This window comes from Leifsonia sp. ALI-44-B, assembly GCF_001984125.1.
GTDB lineage: Bacteria > Actinomycetota > Actinomycetes > Actinomycetales > Microbacteriaceae > Okibacterium.
The window spans coordinates 65,233-80,314 of the sequence record NZ_MTQL01000006.1 but is presented as its reverse complement, the minus strand read 5'-3'; the positions used below and the strand labels follow the sequence as shown (position 1 = coordinate 80,314).

The following is a 15,082-nucleotide window of genomic DNA, read 5'->3' as shown; positions in this document are numbered from 1 at the left end:
ATGACCGTTCACGATGACAGCCGGGCCACTCAGCGGCCCGCCGACAGCCACGCCGAGACGACGGATGATTCGAGCCTGCCGCTCTGGAACGACCCGTCGCAGCCCGCATCCCGCCGCGTCTCTGCCCTGATCGCCGAGATGACGCTCGAGGAGAAGATCGCTCAGCTCTATGGTGTGTGGGTGGGCGCCTCGAACGACGGCGGCGAGGTGGCCCCGCACCAGCACGATATGGACGACCACATCGACCTCGACGCACTACTCCCCCATGGCCTCGGGCAGCTGACCCGGCCCTTTGGCAGCGCGCCCGTCGACGCCGCCGTGGGTGCGCGTTCGTTGCAGCGCACGCAGGAGCGCATCGTGCGCTCGAACCGCTTCGGCATCCCGGCCGTCGCCCACGAGGAGTGCCTGGCCGGTTTCGCGGCGTGGGGGGCCACGGCGTATCCGGTGCCGCTGTCGTGGGGCGCGACGTTCGACCCGCAGCTCATCGAGCGCATGGCGGGCCACATCGGCCGCGACCTGCGCTCGGTCGGTGTGCACCAGGGCCTCGCGCCCGTGCTCGACGTGGTGCGCGATGCGCGCTGGGGCCGGGTCGAAGAGACCATCGGCGAGGACCCGTATCTCGTGGGCACCGTCGCCTCGGCCTATGTGCGCGGCCTCGAGCGAGCCGGTATCGTCGCCACGCTGAAGCACTTCGTGGGGTACTCGGCGTCCAAGGCCGGGCGCAACCTGGCACCGGTGTCGGTGGGGTCGCGCGAGCTGGCCGATGTGCTGCTGCCGCCGTTCGAGATGGCCGTGCGCGAGGCCGGTGTGCGGTCGGTCATGCACGCCTACACCGATATCGACGGTGTGCCTTCGGCGGCCGACGCGTCGCTGCTCACGGGGCTGCTGCGCGACACCTGGGGGTTCGACGGAACCGTCGTCGCCGACTACTTCGGCATCGCGTTCCTGCGGCTGCTGCACGGTGTCGCCGAGACGTGGGCGGATGCCGCGGGCGCGGCCCTGGCGGCCGGTGTCGACGTCGAGCTGCCGACCGTCAAGGCCTTCGGGGCGCCGCTCGTCGAGGCCGTGCGGAGCGGCGTCGTGGACGAGGCGCTCGTGGATCGGGCGCTCGAGCGGGTTCTGCGGCAGAAGGTCGAGCTGGGTTTGCTCGATGCGGACTGGTCGGCTGTGCCCAGCGCGCTGCGGACGAGCGACGATTCGCCCCGGGACGGCGCAGGCGTCGGCGTCGGCGTCGGCGAGGCCAGTGTGGTCACGGCTAGCGCCGGGACACCGACCGCAGATGCGCTTCCCGAGACCGGAACGCGAGAAGCGGGAACCGTCGATCTCGATCCCCCCGCGAACCGCGCCCTGGCGCGCGAGATCGCCGAGCAGGCGATCATCCTGCTGAAGAACGACGGCATCCTTCCTCTGGTGTCGCCACGGCGCATCGCCGTTCTCGGGCCCAATGCCAACGAGCCCCTCGCGGTTCTCGGCTGCTACAGCTTTCCCGCGCACGTGGGTGTGCAGCATCCTGAGCTGCCCGTCGGAATCGTGTTGCCGACGCTCGTCGACGCCCTCGGAGCCGAGTTCCCCGACGCCGAGCTCGTCGTGGTGCGCGGCACGGGCGTCGACGATGTCGACCGCTCGGAGTTCGAACGCGCGGCCGAGGCGGCCCGATCGGCGGATGTCGTCCTCCTCGCGCTCGGTGACCGCGCCGGTCTCTTCGGCCGGGGCACGAGCGGCGAGGGGTGCGACGCCGAGTCGTTGCGACTGCCGGGCGCGCAGCAGGACCTCGTGGACCTCGCACTCGCCTCGGGCACGCCCGTCGTCGTGACGTTGCTCGCGGGTCGCCCGTATGCGCTCGGGGCTGCGGTCGACGAGGCGGCCGCGATCGTGCAGACGTTCTTCCCGGGTGAAGAGGGAACGGGCGCGCTGGCCGGGGTGTTGAGCGGGAGGGTCAACCCGTCGGGGCGGCTGCCGGTGAGCGTTCCGCGCAGCCCGGGGGCTCAGCCATCCACCTATCTGGCGGCGACGCTCGCCGGGCCGACCGAGGTGTCGAACATCGACCCCACGGCGGCGTACCCGTTCGGGCATGGCCTGTCCTACGGCGCGTTCGAGTGGTCGAACGTTGAGGTCGCGAAGACATTCGTCCCGACCGACGGCACGATCAGGCTGAGCGTCGAGGTGCGGAACGCCTCTGAGCAATCGGGTGCCGATGTCGTCCAGGTATATCTCCACGACCCGGTCGCCGATGTGGTGCGGCCCGTGCAGCGCCTCATCGCGTTCGCGCGCGTCGAGTTGGATGCCGGAGCCACCGCCCGCATCCACATCGACCTGCCCGCCGACCTCACATCGTTCACGGCGCGCGACGGTCGGCGCATCGTCGACCCGGGCGACCTCGTGATCGGTCTCGGACGCTCGAGCGGCGATATCCCGCTCACAGTCCCCGTGCGCCTCACGGGCGAACGACGCGTCGTCGACCACACGCGCGCGCTGCACGCCGACGTCCGTATCGACACCGAGCCCGATCTCGCGCCGTCTCCGTCGCCGTCGCGGACAATCACGCCTGCCTCTGCGCCTGCCTCTGCGTCTGCGCCGACACCTGCGCCTGCGCCTCACGCCGGATAACGTGTCCGTGTTCGCGAACCCGGTTCTCCCCGGGTGTCACCCCGACCCGAGCATCTGCCGGGTCGGGGACGACTACTACCTGGTCACCTCGACGTTCGAATACTGGCCGGGCCTGCCCATCTTCCACAGCCGCGACCTGGTGAACTGGCGGCTGATCGGCCACGCGATCGACCGCCCCGACCAGGTGGATCTGTCGACGGTGCCGTCCTCGGGCGGTCTCTTCGCGGCGACCATCCGCCACCACGACGGGCTGTTCTTCCTCACCTGCACCCTGGTGCACGGGCAGGGGCGTCGCGGAAACTTCGTGCTCACGGCATCCGACCCGGCCGGCCCCTGGTCTGACCCCTTCTGGCTCGACGAGGCACCGGGCATCGACCCGTCGTTGTTCTTCGACCACGACGGGCGCGCTTGGCTGACCGGCACCCGCCTCGCCGAACCCGGGCTCTGGGCGGGGCAAACCGATATCTGGCTGCGCGAGCTGCGCATCGAACGCGACCCAGTGTCGATCGCCCTCATCGGCGACGAACACCTTGTGTGGCGCGGCGCCCTGCATGGCGCGGTCTGGGCGGAGGGTCCGCACCTCTATCGTGTCGACGGCCGCTACTACCTCGTCGCCGCAGAAGGTGGCACCGAACACGATCACGCGGTCAGCGTGGCGGTGGCGGATGCGGTCACGGGCCCGTACGTCGGCAACCCCGCGAACCCTGTCCTCACGCACCGGCATCTCGGCCGCGGGTTCCCGGTTACGGGCGTTGGTCATGCCGATCTCGTCGAGCACACGGACGGCACGTGGTGGGCGGTCGTGCTCGGCAGCCGCCCCGTTGGCTCCTCCGATGCGCAACCGCTCGGCCGTGAAACGTTCCTCGTGCCGGTCGACTGGCAGAACGGCTGGCCCGTCTTCGCGCCGGGCGTCGGGCACATCGCCGCCCCGTTCGAGACGCCGGCGCTGAGGAATCCCGCCGTTTTCGAGGCCTTGGCGCCGAGGCATCCCGCCGCTTTCGAGACGCCGGCAACGCAGCAGTCTGCCCCGTTCGCGGTGGCGCGCAGCACCCGCGCGGTCTCGCCCTCCGGGTCGGCGAGCGACGACCCCACGCCGCCGTCGAACTCGTCCGCGGGCTCGTCGCCCTGGACGTTCGTGCGCACGACCCCCGAGCCGCGCGCGATCTTCTCCTCGAGCCCCGAAGCATTCGATCTCATCCCCCGCCCCGTCACGCTCTCGGATGTCGGCGCCCCCACGTTCGTCGCTCGTCGCCAGCAGCACGATCGCGCCGCCTTCGAGGCCACGTTCACGGTTTGGTCCGACCCCGGCGTCGTCGCGGGACTCGCGGTCCGCCAGTCAGAATCCGATTGGATCTCGCTCTCGGTCACGCCAATCGCCGATCCGAGGCCCCCCGCGGTCGGTCCAGGAGAGGCCACCGCTGCGGACGCGGGAGATGCCGTCCGCGCGGGTGACGCAGCTGGTCGGCGCGATGCCGGACGTGCGTCCCCCGTCGAGCGCGCGGTCTCGTTCACCCTCACCCTGACCGAGAGCCGAGCAAGCACCGAGCGCCGCCTCGCCGAGCAGTCGATCCGTGTACCTGTCTCCCCCGACGAGACCGACCCGCAGGTCACGGTGTTCATCGAAACCGTCGGCGGCCTTTACGGCTTCGGCGCGCGCCACCCCGCGCACGACCCCTCAGCTTCCGAGCTCGCGGAGCCGGAGATCCGGCTCGCCGACGTGGATGGAGCTTTCCTCACGTCCCCTGTCGCCGGCGGCTTTCTCGGCCTGTGGCTCGGTGTGTTCGCGTTCTCTCGCCCGCCCTCCGACTCGAGCGCACCGGCCGGCTTCCACGGGCGCGCACCGACGCATCCGGATGCCTCGTCGAGCTTGAGGACGGGGTCTCCCGGGCTCATTCCGGAGCGCTCGGATGCGACGCGGGGACCGGTGCCGTGCGTCGTCCGTGTGTCGAACGCTCACTACGAGCCGCGGTGAGCCGCACCACCTACGGGACCGTTTTCGCCCCCGCGCGCGCACTGAATTCCGTCGGCTTCGCGTGGCGCGACCCGCGACTTCCCGCCCGCCCGAAATACTTGTGGCAGTCCGACCTGAGGAGCATCGATGTTCACCGATATGACCGAAACCGAGCTGCAGTCTTATCGCAGCGCCCAGACCCTCCCCGAGGATTTCTCGGAGTTCTGGGAGTCGACTCTTGTCGAATCGCGCGCCCTGGGCGACGACGTCTCGGTGTCGAAGGTTGAGACCCCTCTGACGACGATCGATGTCTACGATGTGACGTTCCCGGGTTTCGGTGGCGATCCGGTTCGGGCGTGGTTGCGCGTTCCCGCGGGGGCGACGGGCCCGCTTCCGACGGTGGTGCAGTTCGTCGGTTACGGTGGCGGGCGCGGTCGTCCCTGGGCCGAGCTGTTCTGGGCGTCGACGGGTTTCGCGCATTTCCACATGGACACGCGTGGCCAGGGCGGCAACTGGTCGGTGGGCGATACCCCTGACAACGGCGGCAGCGGCGGCCCGCAGTTCGCGGGTGTGATGACCCGCGGCATCCTGAATCGCGAGGATTACTACTACCGCCGCCTCATCACTGATGCGGTGCGCGCGGTAGATGCGGCGGCGGGCCTGTCGCTAGTGGATTCATCTCGCATCGCGGTTCGTGGCAACAGCCAGGGCGGCGCGTTGGCGATTGCCGCGTCAGCCCTGTCGCCGCACGTGCGTGCGGCAGCGGCGGGGGTGCCGTTCCTGGCCGATTTCCCGCGGGCGACGGTTGTCACGAACGCTCTCCCGTTCCGTGAGATCGGCGAGTTCTTGAAGGTGCATCGCGAGAAGGTCGCGCAGGTGCACGACACGTTGCGCTACTTCGACACCGTCAACTTCGCCCGCAATTCGTCAACCCCGACGTACTATTCGGCGGCCCTGATGGATGCTGTCACGCCACCGTCGACGGTGTTCGGGGCGTTCCACGAGCACCACGGCCCGAAGTCGATGACGGTGTGGCCGTACAACGGTCATGAGGCCGGAGACGTCGACGAGGAGCCGCTCATCCTCGACTTCCTGCGCCGAGAACTCGACCTCTGAGACTCGGCTCCGAACCCGAACCCGAACCCGAGCCCGGCGCGCCGAGCCTGATCCCGATCTCCCGCGCGCCGAGCCCGAGCCCCGAGTTCGAGCGCTGAACCTGAGCGCCGAGTTCGGCCTGTGCTCCGGACCCACGGGTTCGGCCTGGTCAGGTGCCAGGAGCCGGTCAACTCAGCAGGTCTCCTTCGCGCCATTCGCCGGCCAGGCGTTCGCCACGTTCGGCCGCCTCGACCTCACGGGCCCGCAGTTCGACGCGTCGAATCTTGCCCGACGCCGTCTTGGGCAACTCGAAGAATTCGACCCGGCGGACTCGCATGTAGGGCGGCATCGCGTCGCGAGCATGCTGCAGAATGTGCCGAGCCGTTTCGGCGTCGTCTTTCCACCCGTTCGCCAGCGCGACGTAGGCCTTCGTGATGTTGAGCCGCATGTCGTCGGGCGCCCCGACGACCGCGGCTTCGGCCACGGCATCGTGCTCGATCAAGATGCTCTCGACCTCGAACGGCGAGACCTTGTAGTCGGATGATTTGAAGATGTCGTCGGTGCGCCCGATGAACGTGATGTAGCCCTGCTCGTCGCGCGACGCGACGTCTCCCGTGTGGAAGTAGCCGTCGGCCATGGCCTTCGCCGTTTTGGCGTCGTCACCGAGGTAGCCCGACATCAGGTTGACTGGCGACGCGCTCAGGTCGATGCAGATTTCCCCTTCATCACCGGCCTCACCCGTGAGCGGGTCGATGAGCGCGATCGCGACACCCGGCAACGGTGTGCCCATCGATCCCGGAACGAGCGCCGCGCCCGGCGTATTGGCGATGATCGCGGTCGTCTCGGTCTGCCCATACCCGTCGCGGATCACGAGCCCCCACCACGAACGGATGCGGCTGATCACCTCGGGGTTGAGCGGCTCTCCCGCCGACATGATCTCGCGCAGCGCACCCGGCCGCCGCGTGATGTCGTTCTGAATCAGCATCCGCCACACGGTGGGCGGCGCACAGAAAGTGGTCACATGGGCGCGATCGAGCTGCGCGACAAGGGCCTGCGCGTCGAAACGCTTGTAGTTATAGACGAACACGGTCGCCTCGGCGATCCACGGCGTGAAAAAGCAACTCCACGCATGCTTGCCCCACCCGGGCGATGAGATAGCCAGGTGCACGTCGCCGGGCTGCAGCCCCAGCCACGACAGCGTACTGAGGTGCCCGACGGGGTACGACGAATGCGTATGCACGACCATCTTCGGCTTGCTCGTGGTGCCCGAGGTGAAGTAGATGAGGGCCGGGTCATCGGAGCTCACCTGAACGCCCGGTTTGTCGTTGGACGCCCCGTCGCTGTCGCCGTATTCCGCCCATCCGTGAGCCAGGCCGCCGATCGCGATGCGCCCCACGCTCGTCGGGACACCGTCGAAGAGGGCCGCGTCATCGGCGTTGGCGATGATGTGCGCGACGTCTGCGCGGTCGATGCGGTCGGCGAGTTCATCCGCCCCGAGCACTGTCGAGGTCGGCAGGATGACGGCGCCGAGCTTCATGATTGCCAGCATCGTCTCCCACAACTCGACCTGGTTGCCGAGCATGAGCATGACGTGGTCGCCCTGACGAACGCCCCGCTCCCGCATCCAGTTCGCGACCTGGTTCGAGCGCCGGGACATCTCACGGAATGACACTTTTGTCTCGCGACCGTCTTCTTCGACGATCCAGAGGGCGGTGCTGTCGTTTTCGAGGGCAATGGCGTCGAACCAATCGACAGCCCAGTTGAAGTGCGGGCCGACGTCGGGCCAGCTGAAGCGTGCACGGGCGGCGGCGGCGTCTTCGCGCTCGTCGAGAAGGATGTCGCGGGCGGCGAGGAACGACGCCGTGGCGGGTGTGGGACTCATCTGACTATTGTGCTGCCGGAGCGATACAGAGAGCGGAATATTCGTGCATCTGTGCAGAAAATCCGACTCGGCGCGCTGTGGAGAACCTCAAGCCGCAGGCACGGGGTTCAGGGCATGCAGGGCATCTACGAGGGGCGCGAGTTCGGGAGCGTCCGTTGCCTCGGCGAGCGCCTGCTCGAGAGTGCGGTCGTGCACCGGTCGCGCCCGATCAAAGATCTTGTGCCCGGCCGCAGTCAGCTCGGTGTACACGCCTCGCCGGTCGTCGAGACACAGGACGCGCGTGAGCAGCCCGCGGTCTTCGAGGCGGTTCACGAGACGCGTGGTGGCGCTGCTGCTGAGGGCTGCGGCCCGGCCGAGCTGCTGCATGCGCATGTGCCACCCGTCCTGTCGGCTGAGCGCTTCGAGCACGGTGTATTCGACGACCGACAGGTCGGCCTCGGCATTCAGTGCACGTTCGAGGGCCGCTTCGATGCGGCCGTGCAACGCCGCGAGCGTGCGCCAACCCTGTGCGCGCACTTCGACAGCGTCGTCTTCGATGCTCATGCGATGTCCTTCCCGTGACCGCGCGCGGTCGACGCATTTAGTTGCTTGCGCGGATACCTAGCGTGTGCAAGTATTTACCCCGCGCCTGCAAATAACAGCGTATGCGTCCTATCGGCGTAAGTACACATCGTGGAGGTCACCCCGTGCCTATCGGACTCTTAGCTCTCGCCCTCGGCGGCTTCGGAATTGGCCTCACCGAGTTCGTCATCGCCGGCCTCCTCCCCGAAATCGCGGCAGACTTCCGGGTCGATGAAGCGGCGGCTGGATGGCTGATCTCCGGCTATGCGCTGAGCGTGGCGGCCGGCGCCATCCTCTTGACCGCCGCCGTGACGAAGCTGCCGCGCAAGCAGGTGCTCATCGGCCTTATGGTGTTGTTTATCATCGGCAACCTGGTGTCCGCGGTCGCCCCCACCTACGCGATCATGCTGCTCGGCCGCATCGTGGCGGCCCTCTGTCACGGAGCTTTCTTCGGCATCGGCTCGGTGGTCGCGGCCAATATGGTCAAACCGCACAAGCGCTCGGGTGCCATCGCCATCATGTTCACCGGCCTGACGCTAGCGAACGTGCTCGGTGTCCCCTTCGGAACCTTCCTCGGCCAAGCGGCTGGCTGGCGCTCCACCTTCTGGGCGATCACAGGCATCGGCGTCATCGCGCTCGTGGGCATCATCGCCCTGGTGCCGGCCCCGCGCGGAGTCGCGACGGCCCAGACCAGCCTGCGCACAGAATTCGGGGCGTTTCGTTCGCGCCAAGTGTGGTTGTCGCTCATCGTCACCGTGCTGGGCTTCGGCGGCATGTTCGGCGCCTTCACCTACATCGCATTCACTCTCACCGAGGTGAGCGGTTTCGCGAGCGCGGCGGTCCCGTGGCTCCTCATCCTCTTCGGCGTCGGAACGTTCCTCGGCAACATCGTGGGCGGCAAGGCTGCCGATCGCTCGCGCGACCTCACCATCACCGTTTTCCTCGCGGGACTCACGGTCGTTCTCGCCACGTTCGCACTGCTCGCCGCGAACCCGATCGCCACCGTCATCCTCCTGGCGCTCATGGGCGGTTTCGGCTTCGGCACCGTGCCCGGGCTGCAGACCCGCATCATGCACTTCGCGGATCACGCCCCGACGCTCGCCTCGAGCTCGAACATCGCGGCCTTCAACGTGGGAAACGCACTCGGCGCCTGGCTCGGCGGCATCACCATCACCGCCGGCCTCGGCTACACGTCCCCACTCTGGGTGGGAGCATCCCTGACGCTCGCGGCACTTGTGGTGATGATCGTCGCTCTGCGTTTCTCCGCCGCAACCGACCGGATGTCTTCAGCTCCCTCCCCGGCAACCGCACCCGCCTCCTGATCGCTCAGTTCGCGAGCGAGTGCGAGCGAATGGGACCGAGCTGGCCCAGGGGCGCGTAGAACCCCGTCCACCCGTAGTCGAAGAGCACGCCCTGCAGGCCGACCTTGCTGTATCCGTCGGCGGATTCGACCATCCCCTCGGACGGAACGGCGAGCACATGAGCGGCCTCCTCGTCGGTGAGGCCCAGCGTGATCGCCGACTGGCGAGCGCGTTCGGGTGAGGTGTAAGCCAAGAGCATGGGCTGCTCGTCGACCACGACGGCGAGCGGCTGCACGTCCGCCATGGCGTCCATGTCACCGCGCGGGATGAAGAACCAGCGCTCGAGCGAAAAGACCGCCTTCCAGAGGGCCGTCTGGGTGGCGATGTCTTCGACGCCGGCGTCTCGGGCGGCAAGGGCGAGCTCGTCGATCTTCTCGCTGTTTCGGCGCTCGGCCTCGGGGTCGCCCTGTTGAAGGAGAGGGAGCTCGGCGTCGGTGTGAGTCGCCTCGTTCTCGTTGTCGCCGGGGGCGATGGACGCGTTGTTCGGGTCAGTCATTCCTCAACGCTAGCGGGCCTTTCGCGCCGATGACACCCCCGATCAGTTCTCCACAGGCAGCGATCCTCAATCCTCTCCACAGGCCCTCGACGGCGTCGGTGGGGCCGCGTATGGTCACCCCATGACTTACTCAATCGTTCCGCCGTACCTCCTCAATCGCCTCGCCGAGACCGACGATGAACGCGTCTCGCGCGCCTCCGCTGCGGCCCGCCGCTCCCTCCTCGTCGACCCCCCACTGCGCCGGGAACGGGCGGCCCGCACGGCGGCCCGCCCGACCGCGGCAGCAGTGCCCGCCGAGGCCGGCACCCGAGTGAACAGAATCATCTCCGACGCCCAGGGCCAAGAGACCCTTCCGGGCGTCACCGTGCGACGAGAAACGGATGCCGCCACGGACGACATCGCGGTCACCGAGGCGTTCGATGGGCTCGGCGCCACCCATGCCCTCTTCCTCGACGCTTTCGGGCGCAACTCCATCGACGACAACGGCCTCCCGCTGCTGGCCACGGTGCACTACGGCGAGGAATACGACAACGCCTTCTGGGAGGGCAGTCGCATGGTGTTCGGCGACGGCGACGGCGAGGTGTTCAATCGCTTCACGGCGTCGCTCTCCGTGATCGGCCACGAGCTGACGCACGGGGTCACGCAATATACGTCGGCGCTCGAATACCAGGGGCAGTCCGGAGCGCTGAACGAGAGCATCTCCGACGTCTTTGGGGCACTGGTCGAGCAATACAACCTCGGCCAGACGGCCGGAGAGGCGAGCTGGCTCATCGGCGAAGGCCTGTTCACGCCCGCGGTCCAAGGACGGGGCTTGCGCAGCATGCTCGAGCCCGGCACGGCCTACGACGACGACGTGCTCGGCCGGGACCCGCAACCAGCGCACATGTCCGACTACATCGACACGGAGGACGACAACGGAGGCGTGCACCTGAACTCCGGCATCCCCAACCGCGCCTTCGCGATCGCCGCGACCACGCTCGGCGGGCCGGCCTGGAACGGCGTCGGGCTCGTCTGGTACGACGCCATCCAGGGCGAGATCAGCCCGACCGCGACGTTCTCGGAGTTCGCCCGGTTGACGGTCGCCTCGGCCGAGGCGCGTTTCGGCAATGGCTCTCCGGAACACCTCGCGGTCGAGGACGCCTGGCAGACTGTGGGGGTGGTTACCCATGAGTGACATCGAGCCGGCGAGCACGCTCCGCATCACGGTGACGCGTTCGGGAGGTGTCGCCGGCCTCAGCCCGCGATGGACGGTCGAGGCCGAAGCCGAACCCGACGTCGCCGAGTGGCTCGCTCTCGTCGATTCCTGCCCGTGGGATGACGAAGACGCCGGGCTAGAGACCGGCGCCGACCGGTTCGTGTATACGATTCGCGTGTTGATGCAGCCGGCCGAGGTCGGGAAAGACGAATCCTCGGTCGACCAGGCGAATCCGACCGTGCCCGAAGAACGGGGCGCGCGCATCCCCGAGAAGAAGCTCGACGGCCCGTGGCGGGAGCTCGTCGACCGGGTAAAGGACACATCACAACGCTGATCGGTCCGGCAGATGGCTGATCGCTCGCGCAGATGGAGGGCGGGTCGCGCCGATGGGGCGGGCGTTCGGGATATCGCACGATCCATCCGTCGATTAGCCTGGGGAGGTGTCGCCGGAGCTCCCCTACCGAACCGAGATTGTCATCGAACGGTTCGTCGTATCTCCGACTCACCGTTACGAGGGTCGGCCAGCGGACGGGCCAGCGGACCTCGACGCATCGATCGACGAAACCCCTGACACCATCAGTGTCGTCGCCGGCTTGGGCATCAGGGGTGACCGATTCTTCGGCCGCGCCGCACACCGAACCGCGGCGGTCACCTTCTTCGCCGCCGAGGCCCTCCAGCACGTCGAAACCGTCCTGGCTTGTGGGCCGCTCGACCCCGTGGCGACGCGACGTAACATCATCGTCCGGGGCGCAGACATCGACCTCCTTACGCGTCAGCCCTTCAGTATCGACACGGGCGAGGGGCCGGTCCATTTCGACGGGCAGCGACCCGCCAACCCGTGCGGTTGGATGAATACCGTGCTCGCACCGGGAGCGCACAAGGCACTGCGCGGCCGCGGCGGCATCCGCAGCACACCGACCACAACCGGCACGCTTCGACTCGGCAGGGCGGTGCTCGCGAGTGCCATCGCCGTTCCCCCGCCGGTTGCGTCCAACGCCGACGCGCTCTTCTAGGCGGAAATTGCCCGGCGCAGACGGATCGCCCGATACACCGCGCCCACGACGAAGACCGCCACACCCGTCACGATCGCGCTCACGGGCAACGTCGCGACGAGAAGAACGCACAGCACCGCGCCGAGCGTCGGAACCACACGCCCGAAGCGGCGCTCCGAGGCGTCCTGAAGCCAGGCGGACAGGTTGGCGATGAAGTAGTACACGAGCACGCCGAACGAGGAGAACGCGATCGCGCCCCGCAGGTCGGTCAGGGAGACGAGGATCACCAGCACGACGGCCACGACACCCTCGGCGCGGTAGGGAGTCGAGAACCGGGGGTGCACGGCAGACAGCCAGGCCGGAAGATCGCCGCCGCGCGACATCGCCAGAACCGTGCGGCCCACCCCGGCGATCAGGGCCAGAAGAGCACCGAGCGACGCCGCAGCAGCCCCCGCGCGCACCACCCACTCCGCCCACGGCCAGTCCGACGAGGCAGCAAGATCGACGACTGGCGAAGCACTCCCCGCGACAGCGGAGGAACCGAGCACCGATAACAACACCACAGCGACCACGGCGTACACGGCTACGCATACGGCGAGCGCCACGATGATCGCCCGCGGAATGGTGCGCGAGGGGTCGCGGACCTCTTCGCCCAGCGTGGCGACCCGGGCGTAGCCCGCGAAGGCGAAGAAGAGGAGACCGGCGGATTGGAGGATCCCGTAGACGCCACCCGACCAGAGAGACCCGTCCGTGAGGAACCCGGCCAGGCGGGAGGACGAGTCGCTGCCCGCCGAGAGGCCGCTGACCACGGCTATGGCGATCGCGGCGAGAACGAAGATGACGATGATCTGTGTCGCGCGGGCCGTGCGCGTGACACCGGCGATGTTGATCAGGGCGATCGCCACCACCGCGACGACGGCTACGGGTCGAAGCCACCCGGGCGGGGCGATCGCGGCGGCGAAGGTCAGAGCCATTGCGGCGCAACTGGCGGTCTTGCCGATCACGAAGCCCCAGCCCGCCAGAAAACCCCACCACTCGCCCAGGACGCGACGGCCGTACAGGTAGGTTCCGCCCGATTGAGGCATCGCGGCCGCCAGTTGCGCCGTCGACAGAGCATTGAACGTGGCCACGAGGGCGGCCACGGCGAGTCCGACGAGGAGGCCGTTACCGGCAGCCCGTGCGGCCGGAGAGAAGGAGGCGAACAGACCCGCGCCGATCATCGAACCGAGACCGAGGAAGATCGCGTTGGTCAGCGAAAGGCGGCGGGCCAATGCGGGAGAAGACATCACCCGCAGCACGATAGCGGGTCCCGGTTAACCCGCGGCATTCGGACCACGTCCGCGCCGGCCAGCCGGCGCACAAACGGCCGGGTGGGAGCAGAACCCGTCACCCGGCCGTTTCGCAACCTCGTGCGCGACGAGGTATTCGTCTAGTTCTCGGCAGAGTCGTTCAGATCGGTATCGGCATCCGCCGCGTCAGATTCGCCCTCGCCGTCGAGCGGGCCATCCTCGTCGCGGGTGTCGCCCAGCAACCAGCCGTCCGGGGCAGCGAGCGCCGCGGCGGCCTCGGGCCCCCACGAGCCACGCTCGTAGGACTGGATCTGGGGCGGGTTGTCGAGCAACGGCCCGATGACCTCCCACGTGTGCTCGAGGCCATCCGGTCGTGTGAAGAGCGAGCGATCGCCCTCGATGATGTCGTTGATGAGCTTCACGTAGGGCGGCAGCGGATCGGCGTCCTCGACCGTCGACAGGGGCAGGCGGGCGATATCGGTGGCCAATTCGAAGTCGGCACCCGGACGCTTCACGACCACACGCATGTCGATCGAACCCGAGCCCTCGAGATCGAACGTGAGCACGTTGCCGAGTACGGGGGTGTCGTGACTCAACGGGCCGGTGTGTGGCTTCTCGAAGATCACGCTGATGCGCTGCCCCCCGCGCGCCAGCTGCTTACCCGTTCGCAGAAGGAACGGCACGTCGCGCCAGCGGTCCGTGTCGATGAACAGCTTGGCGGCGACGAACGTGTCCATCGTCGAATCATCCGCGACCCCCTCGGTCTCGGTGTAACCCTCGAACTGGCCGAAGACCGCGTCGTCGGGCGAGATGGGCCGGAACGCGGCGATGATGGCGTTGCGGGCATCCTGCATATCGTCGGCCTTCATCGACAGCGGCGGCTCGAGCGCGATCTCCGCCGCCAGCTGGAAGAGGTGCGTGACGATCATGTCGAGCAGGGCGCCCGTCTCGTCATAGAACTCGGCGCGGTCCGCGATGTCGAGCGTCTCGGGCACGTCGATCTGCACCGCGCGGATGTGATCGCGGTTCCAGACGTCGCCGAACACCGAATTGCCGAAACGCAACGTGTGGATGTTCTGGGTCGCCTCCTTGCCGAGGAAGTGGTCGATGCGGAACACCTGCTTTTCATCGAGCACCTTCTGCACCGCCTCGTTCAGCTTGCGGAAGTTGTCGGGCGACGTGCCATACGGTTTCTCATAGACCACGCGCGCGCCCTCGGCGAGACCATGCTCACCCAGCCCCTCGGTGATCGAGATGAACGCGCTCGGCGGAATCGCCAGATAGTGGATGAACTGAGCGCCCTCCCCCAGGTCGGACTTCGCCTGGTCGATGACATCCAGCAAGCTGCCCGGGTTCGACGCGTCGAAGCCGCCGCCCGCGAAACGCAGGTTCTTCGAGAACTCGTCCCAGGGGCCGTCCTCGGGCTTCGGACCGAACTCCGTCAACACATCGAACACATGCTGCGTGAAATCCTCGTGTGACACGTCGCCGCGGCCGTTACCGATCAGGCGCCACTGCTTCGGCAGCAGACCATGCTGTGCCAGTTGGAAGAAGGCCGGCAGAACCATGCGCTTCGCCAGATCGCCCGTCGCCCCGAACAGGACGAAGACCGCCGCATCCGAACCCGAAGTCTTTTCAGCCATATGTGTCGCA

The 15,082-nt window shown here is 68.0% G+C and carries 12 protein-coding genes; 7 read left to right on the top strand and 5 right to left on the bottom strand.

Translation table 11 applies throughout. From position 1 onward, the window contains the following. The 3 genes from ALI44B_RS15470 to ALI44B_RS01495 all read left to right on the top strand — a co-directional run bounded on the left by ALI44B_RS15470 (position 1) and on the right by ALI44B_RS01495 (position 5,674). Positions 1 to 2,607, top strand: a complete 2,607-nt coding sequence (locus tag ALI44B_RS15470) for a beta-xylosidase/alpha-l-arabinosidase (protein ID WP_083709393.1) — start codon at positions 1 to 3, stop codon at positions 2,605 to 2,607. A 7-nt stretch (positions 2,608 to 2,614) separates the two neighbouring features. Next, positions 2,615 to 4,579 (top strand): family 43 glycosylhydrolase, encoded by a 1,965-nt coding sequence (locus ALI44B_RS01500; RefSeq protein WP_238591970.1) that lies wholly within the window; start codon positions 2,615 to 2,617, stop codon positions 4,577 to 4,579. Between the two features lie 126 nt (positions 4,580 to 4,705). Continuing rightward, positions 4,706 to 5,674 (top strand): acetylxylan esterase, encoded by a 969-nt coding sequence (locus ALI44B_RS01495; RefSeq protein ID WP_077053026.1) that lies wholly within the window; start codon positions 4,706 to 4,708, stop codon positions 5,672 to 5,674. Positions 5,675 to 5,840: 166 nt separating this feature from the next. Here the strand turns inward: ALI44B_RS01495 and ALI44B_RS01490 are convergent, their stop codons facing one another. Next, a complete protein-coding gene (locus ALI44B_RS01490) occupies positions 5,841 to 7,535 on the bottom strand; it encodes an AMP-binding protein (protein WP_077053025.1) in 1,695 nt (564 codons plus the stop codon). A gap of 87 nt (positions 7,536 to 7,622) precedes the next feature. Further along, positions 7,623 to 8,078 carry a MarR family winged helix-turn-helix transcriptional regulator gene (locus ALI44B_RS01485; protein ID WP_077053024.1) on the bottom strand — a complete coding sequence of 152 codons (456 nt, stop codon included), beginning with the start codon at positions 8,076 to 8,078 and terminating at the stop codon, positions 7,623 to 7,625. A gap of 143 nt (positions 8,079 to 8,221) precedes the next feature. Here ALI44B_RS01485 and ALI44B_RS01480 point away from each other — a divergent pair, with 143 nt between their 5' ends. Further along, positions 8,222 to 9,418: an MFS transporter gene (locus tag ALI44B_RS01480; RefSeq protein ID WP_077053023.1), complete on the top strand. Its 1,197-nt coding sequence runs from the start codon at positions 8,222 to 8,224 to the stop codon at positions 9,416 to 9,418. 4 nt (positions 9,419 to 9,422) lie between these two features. On the opposite strand, the gene ALI44B_RS01475 is transcribed toward ALI44B_RS01480, so the two are convergent. Continuing rightward, the gene (locus ALI44B_RS01475; RefSeq protein ID WP_083709391.1) at positions 9,423 to 9,953 is read right to left on the bottom strand and encodes a hypothetical protein; all 531 of its coding nucleotides are present in this window, start codon (positions 9,951 to 9,953) and stop codon (positions 9,423 to 9,425) included. A gap of 121 nt (positions 9,954 to 10,074) precedes the next feature. Here ALI44B_RS01475 and ALI44B_RS01470 point away from each other — a divergent pair, with 121 nt between their 5' ends. The 3 genes from ALI44B_RS01470 (at position 10,075) to ALI44B_RS01460 (ending at position 12,161) form a co-directional block, all read left to right on the top strand. Beyond that, entirely contained in the window at positions 10,075 to 11,127 is a 1,053-nt protein-coding gene (locus ALI44B_RS01470) for a M4 family metallopeptidase (protein WP_077053022.1), read from the top strand. Continuing rightward, entirely contained in the window at positions 11,120 to 11,482 is a 363-nt protein-coding gene (locus ALI44B_RS01465) for a protealysin inhibitor emfourin (RefSeq protein WP_077053021.1), read from the top strand. The genes ALI44B_RS01470 and ALI44B_RS01465 overlap by 8 nt, the downstream gene beginning before the upstream one ends. A 106-nt stretch (positions 11,483 to 11,588) precedes the next feature. Beyond that, positions 11,589 to 12,161 carry a hypothetical protein gene (locus ALI44B_RS01460; protein ID WP_077053020.1) on the top strand — a complete coding sequence of 191 codons (573 nt, stop codon included), beginning with the start codon at positions 11,589 to 11,591 and terminating at the stop codon, positions 12,159 to 12,161. On the opposite strand, the gene ALI44B_RS01455 is transcribed toward ALI44B_RS01460, so the two are convergent. Together ALI44B_RS01455 and ALI44B_RS01450 are read right to left on the bottom strand one after the other, a co-directional pair. After that, complete coding sequence (locus tag ALI44B_RS01455; protein WP_077053881.1) at positions 12,158 to 13,426, bottom strand: APC family permease; 1,269 nt, start codon at positions 13,424 to 13,426, stop codon at positions 12,158 to 12,160. The two genes, ALI44B_RS01460 and ALI44B_RS01455, sit on opposite strands and share 4 nt — an antisense overlap. 143 nt (positions 13,427 to 13,569) lie before the next feature. Then, a complete protein-coding gene (locus ALI44B_RS01450; protein WP_077053019.1) occupies positions 13,570 to 15,072 on the bottom strand; it encodes a glucose-6-phosphate dehydrogenase in 1,503 nt (500 codons plus the stop codon). Between the last annotated feature and the right edge of the window lie 10 nt (positions 15,073 to 15,082).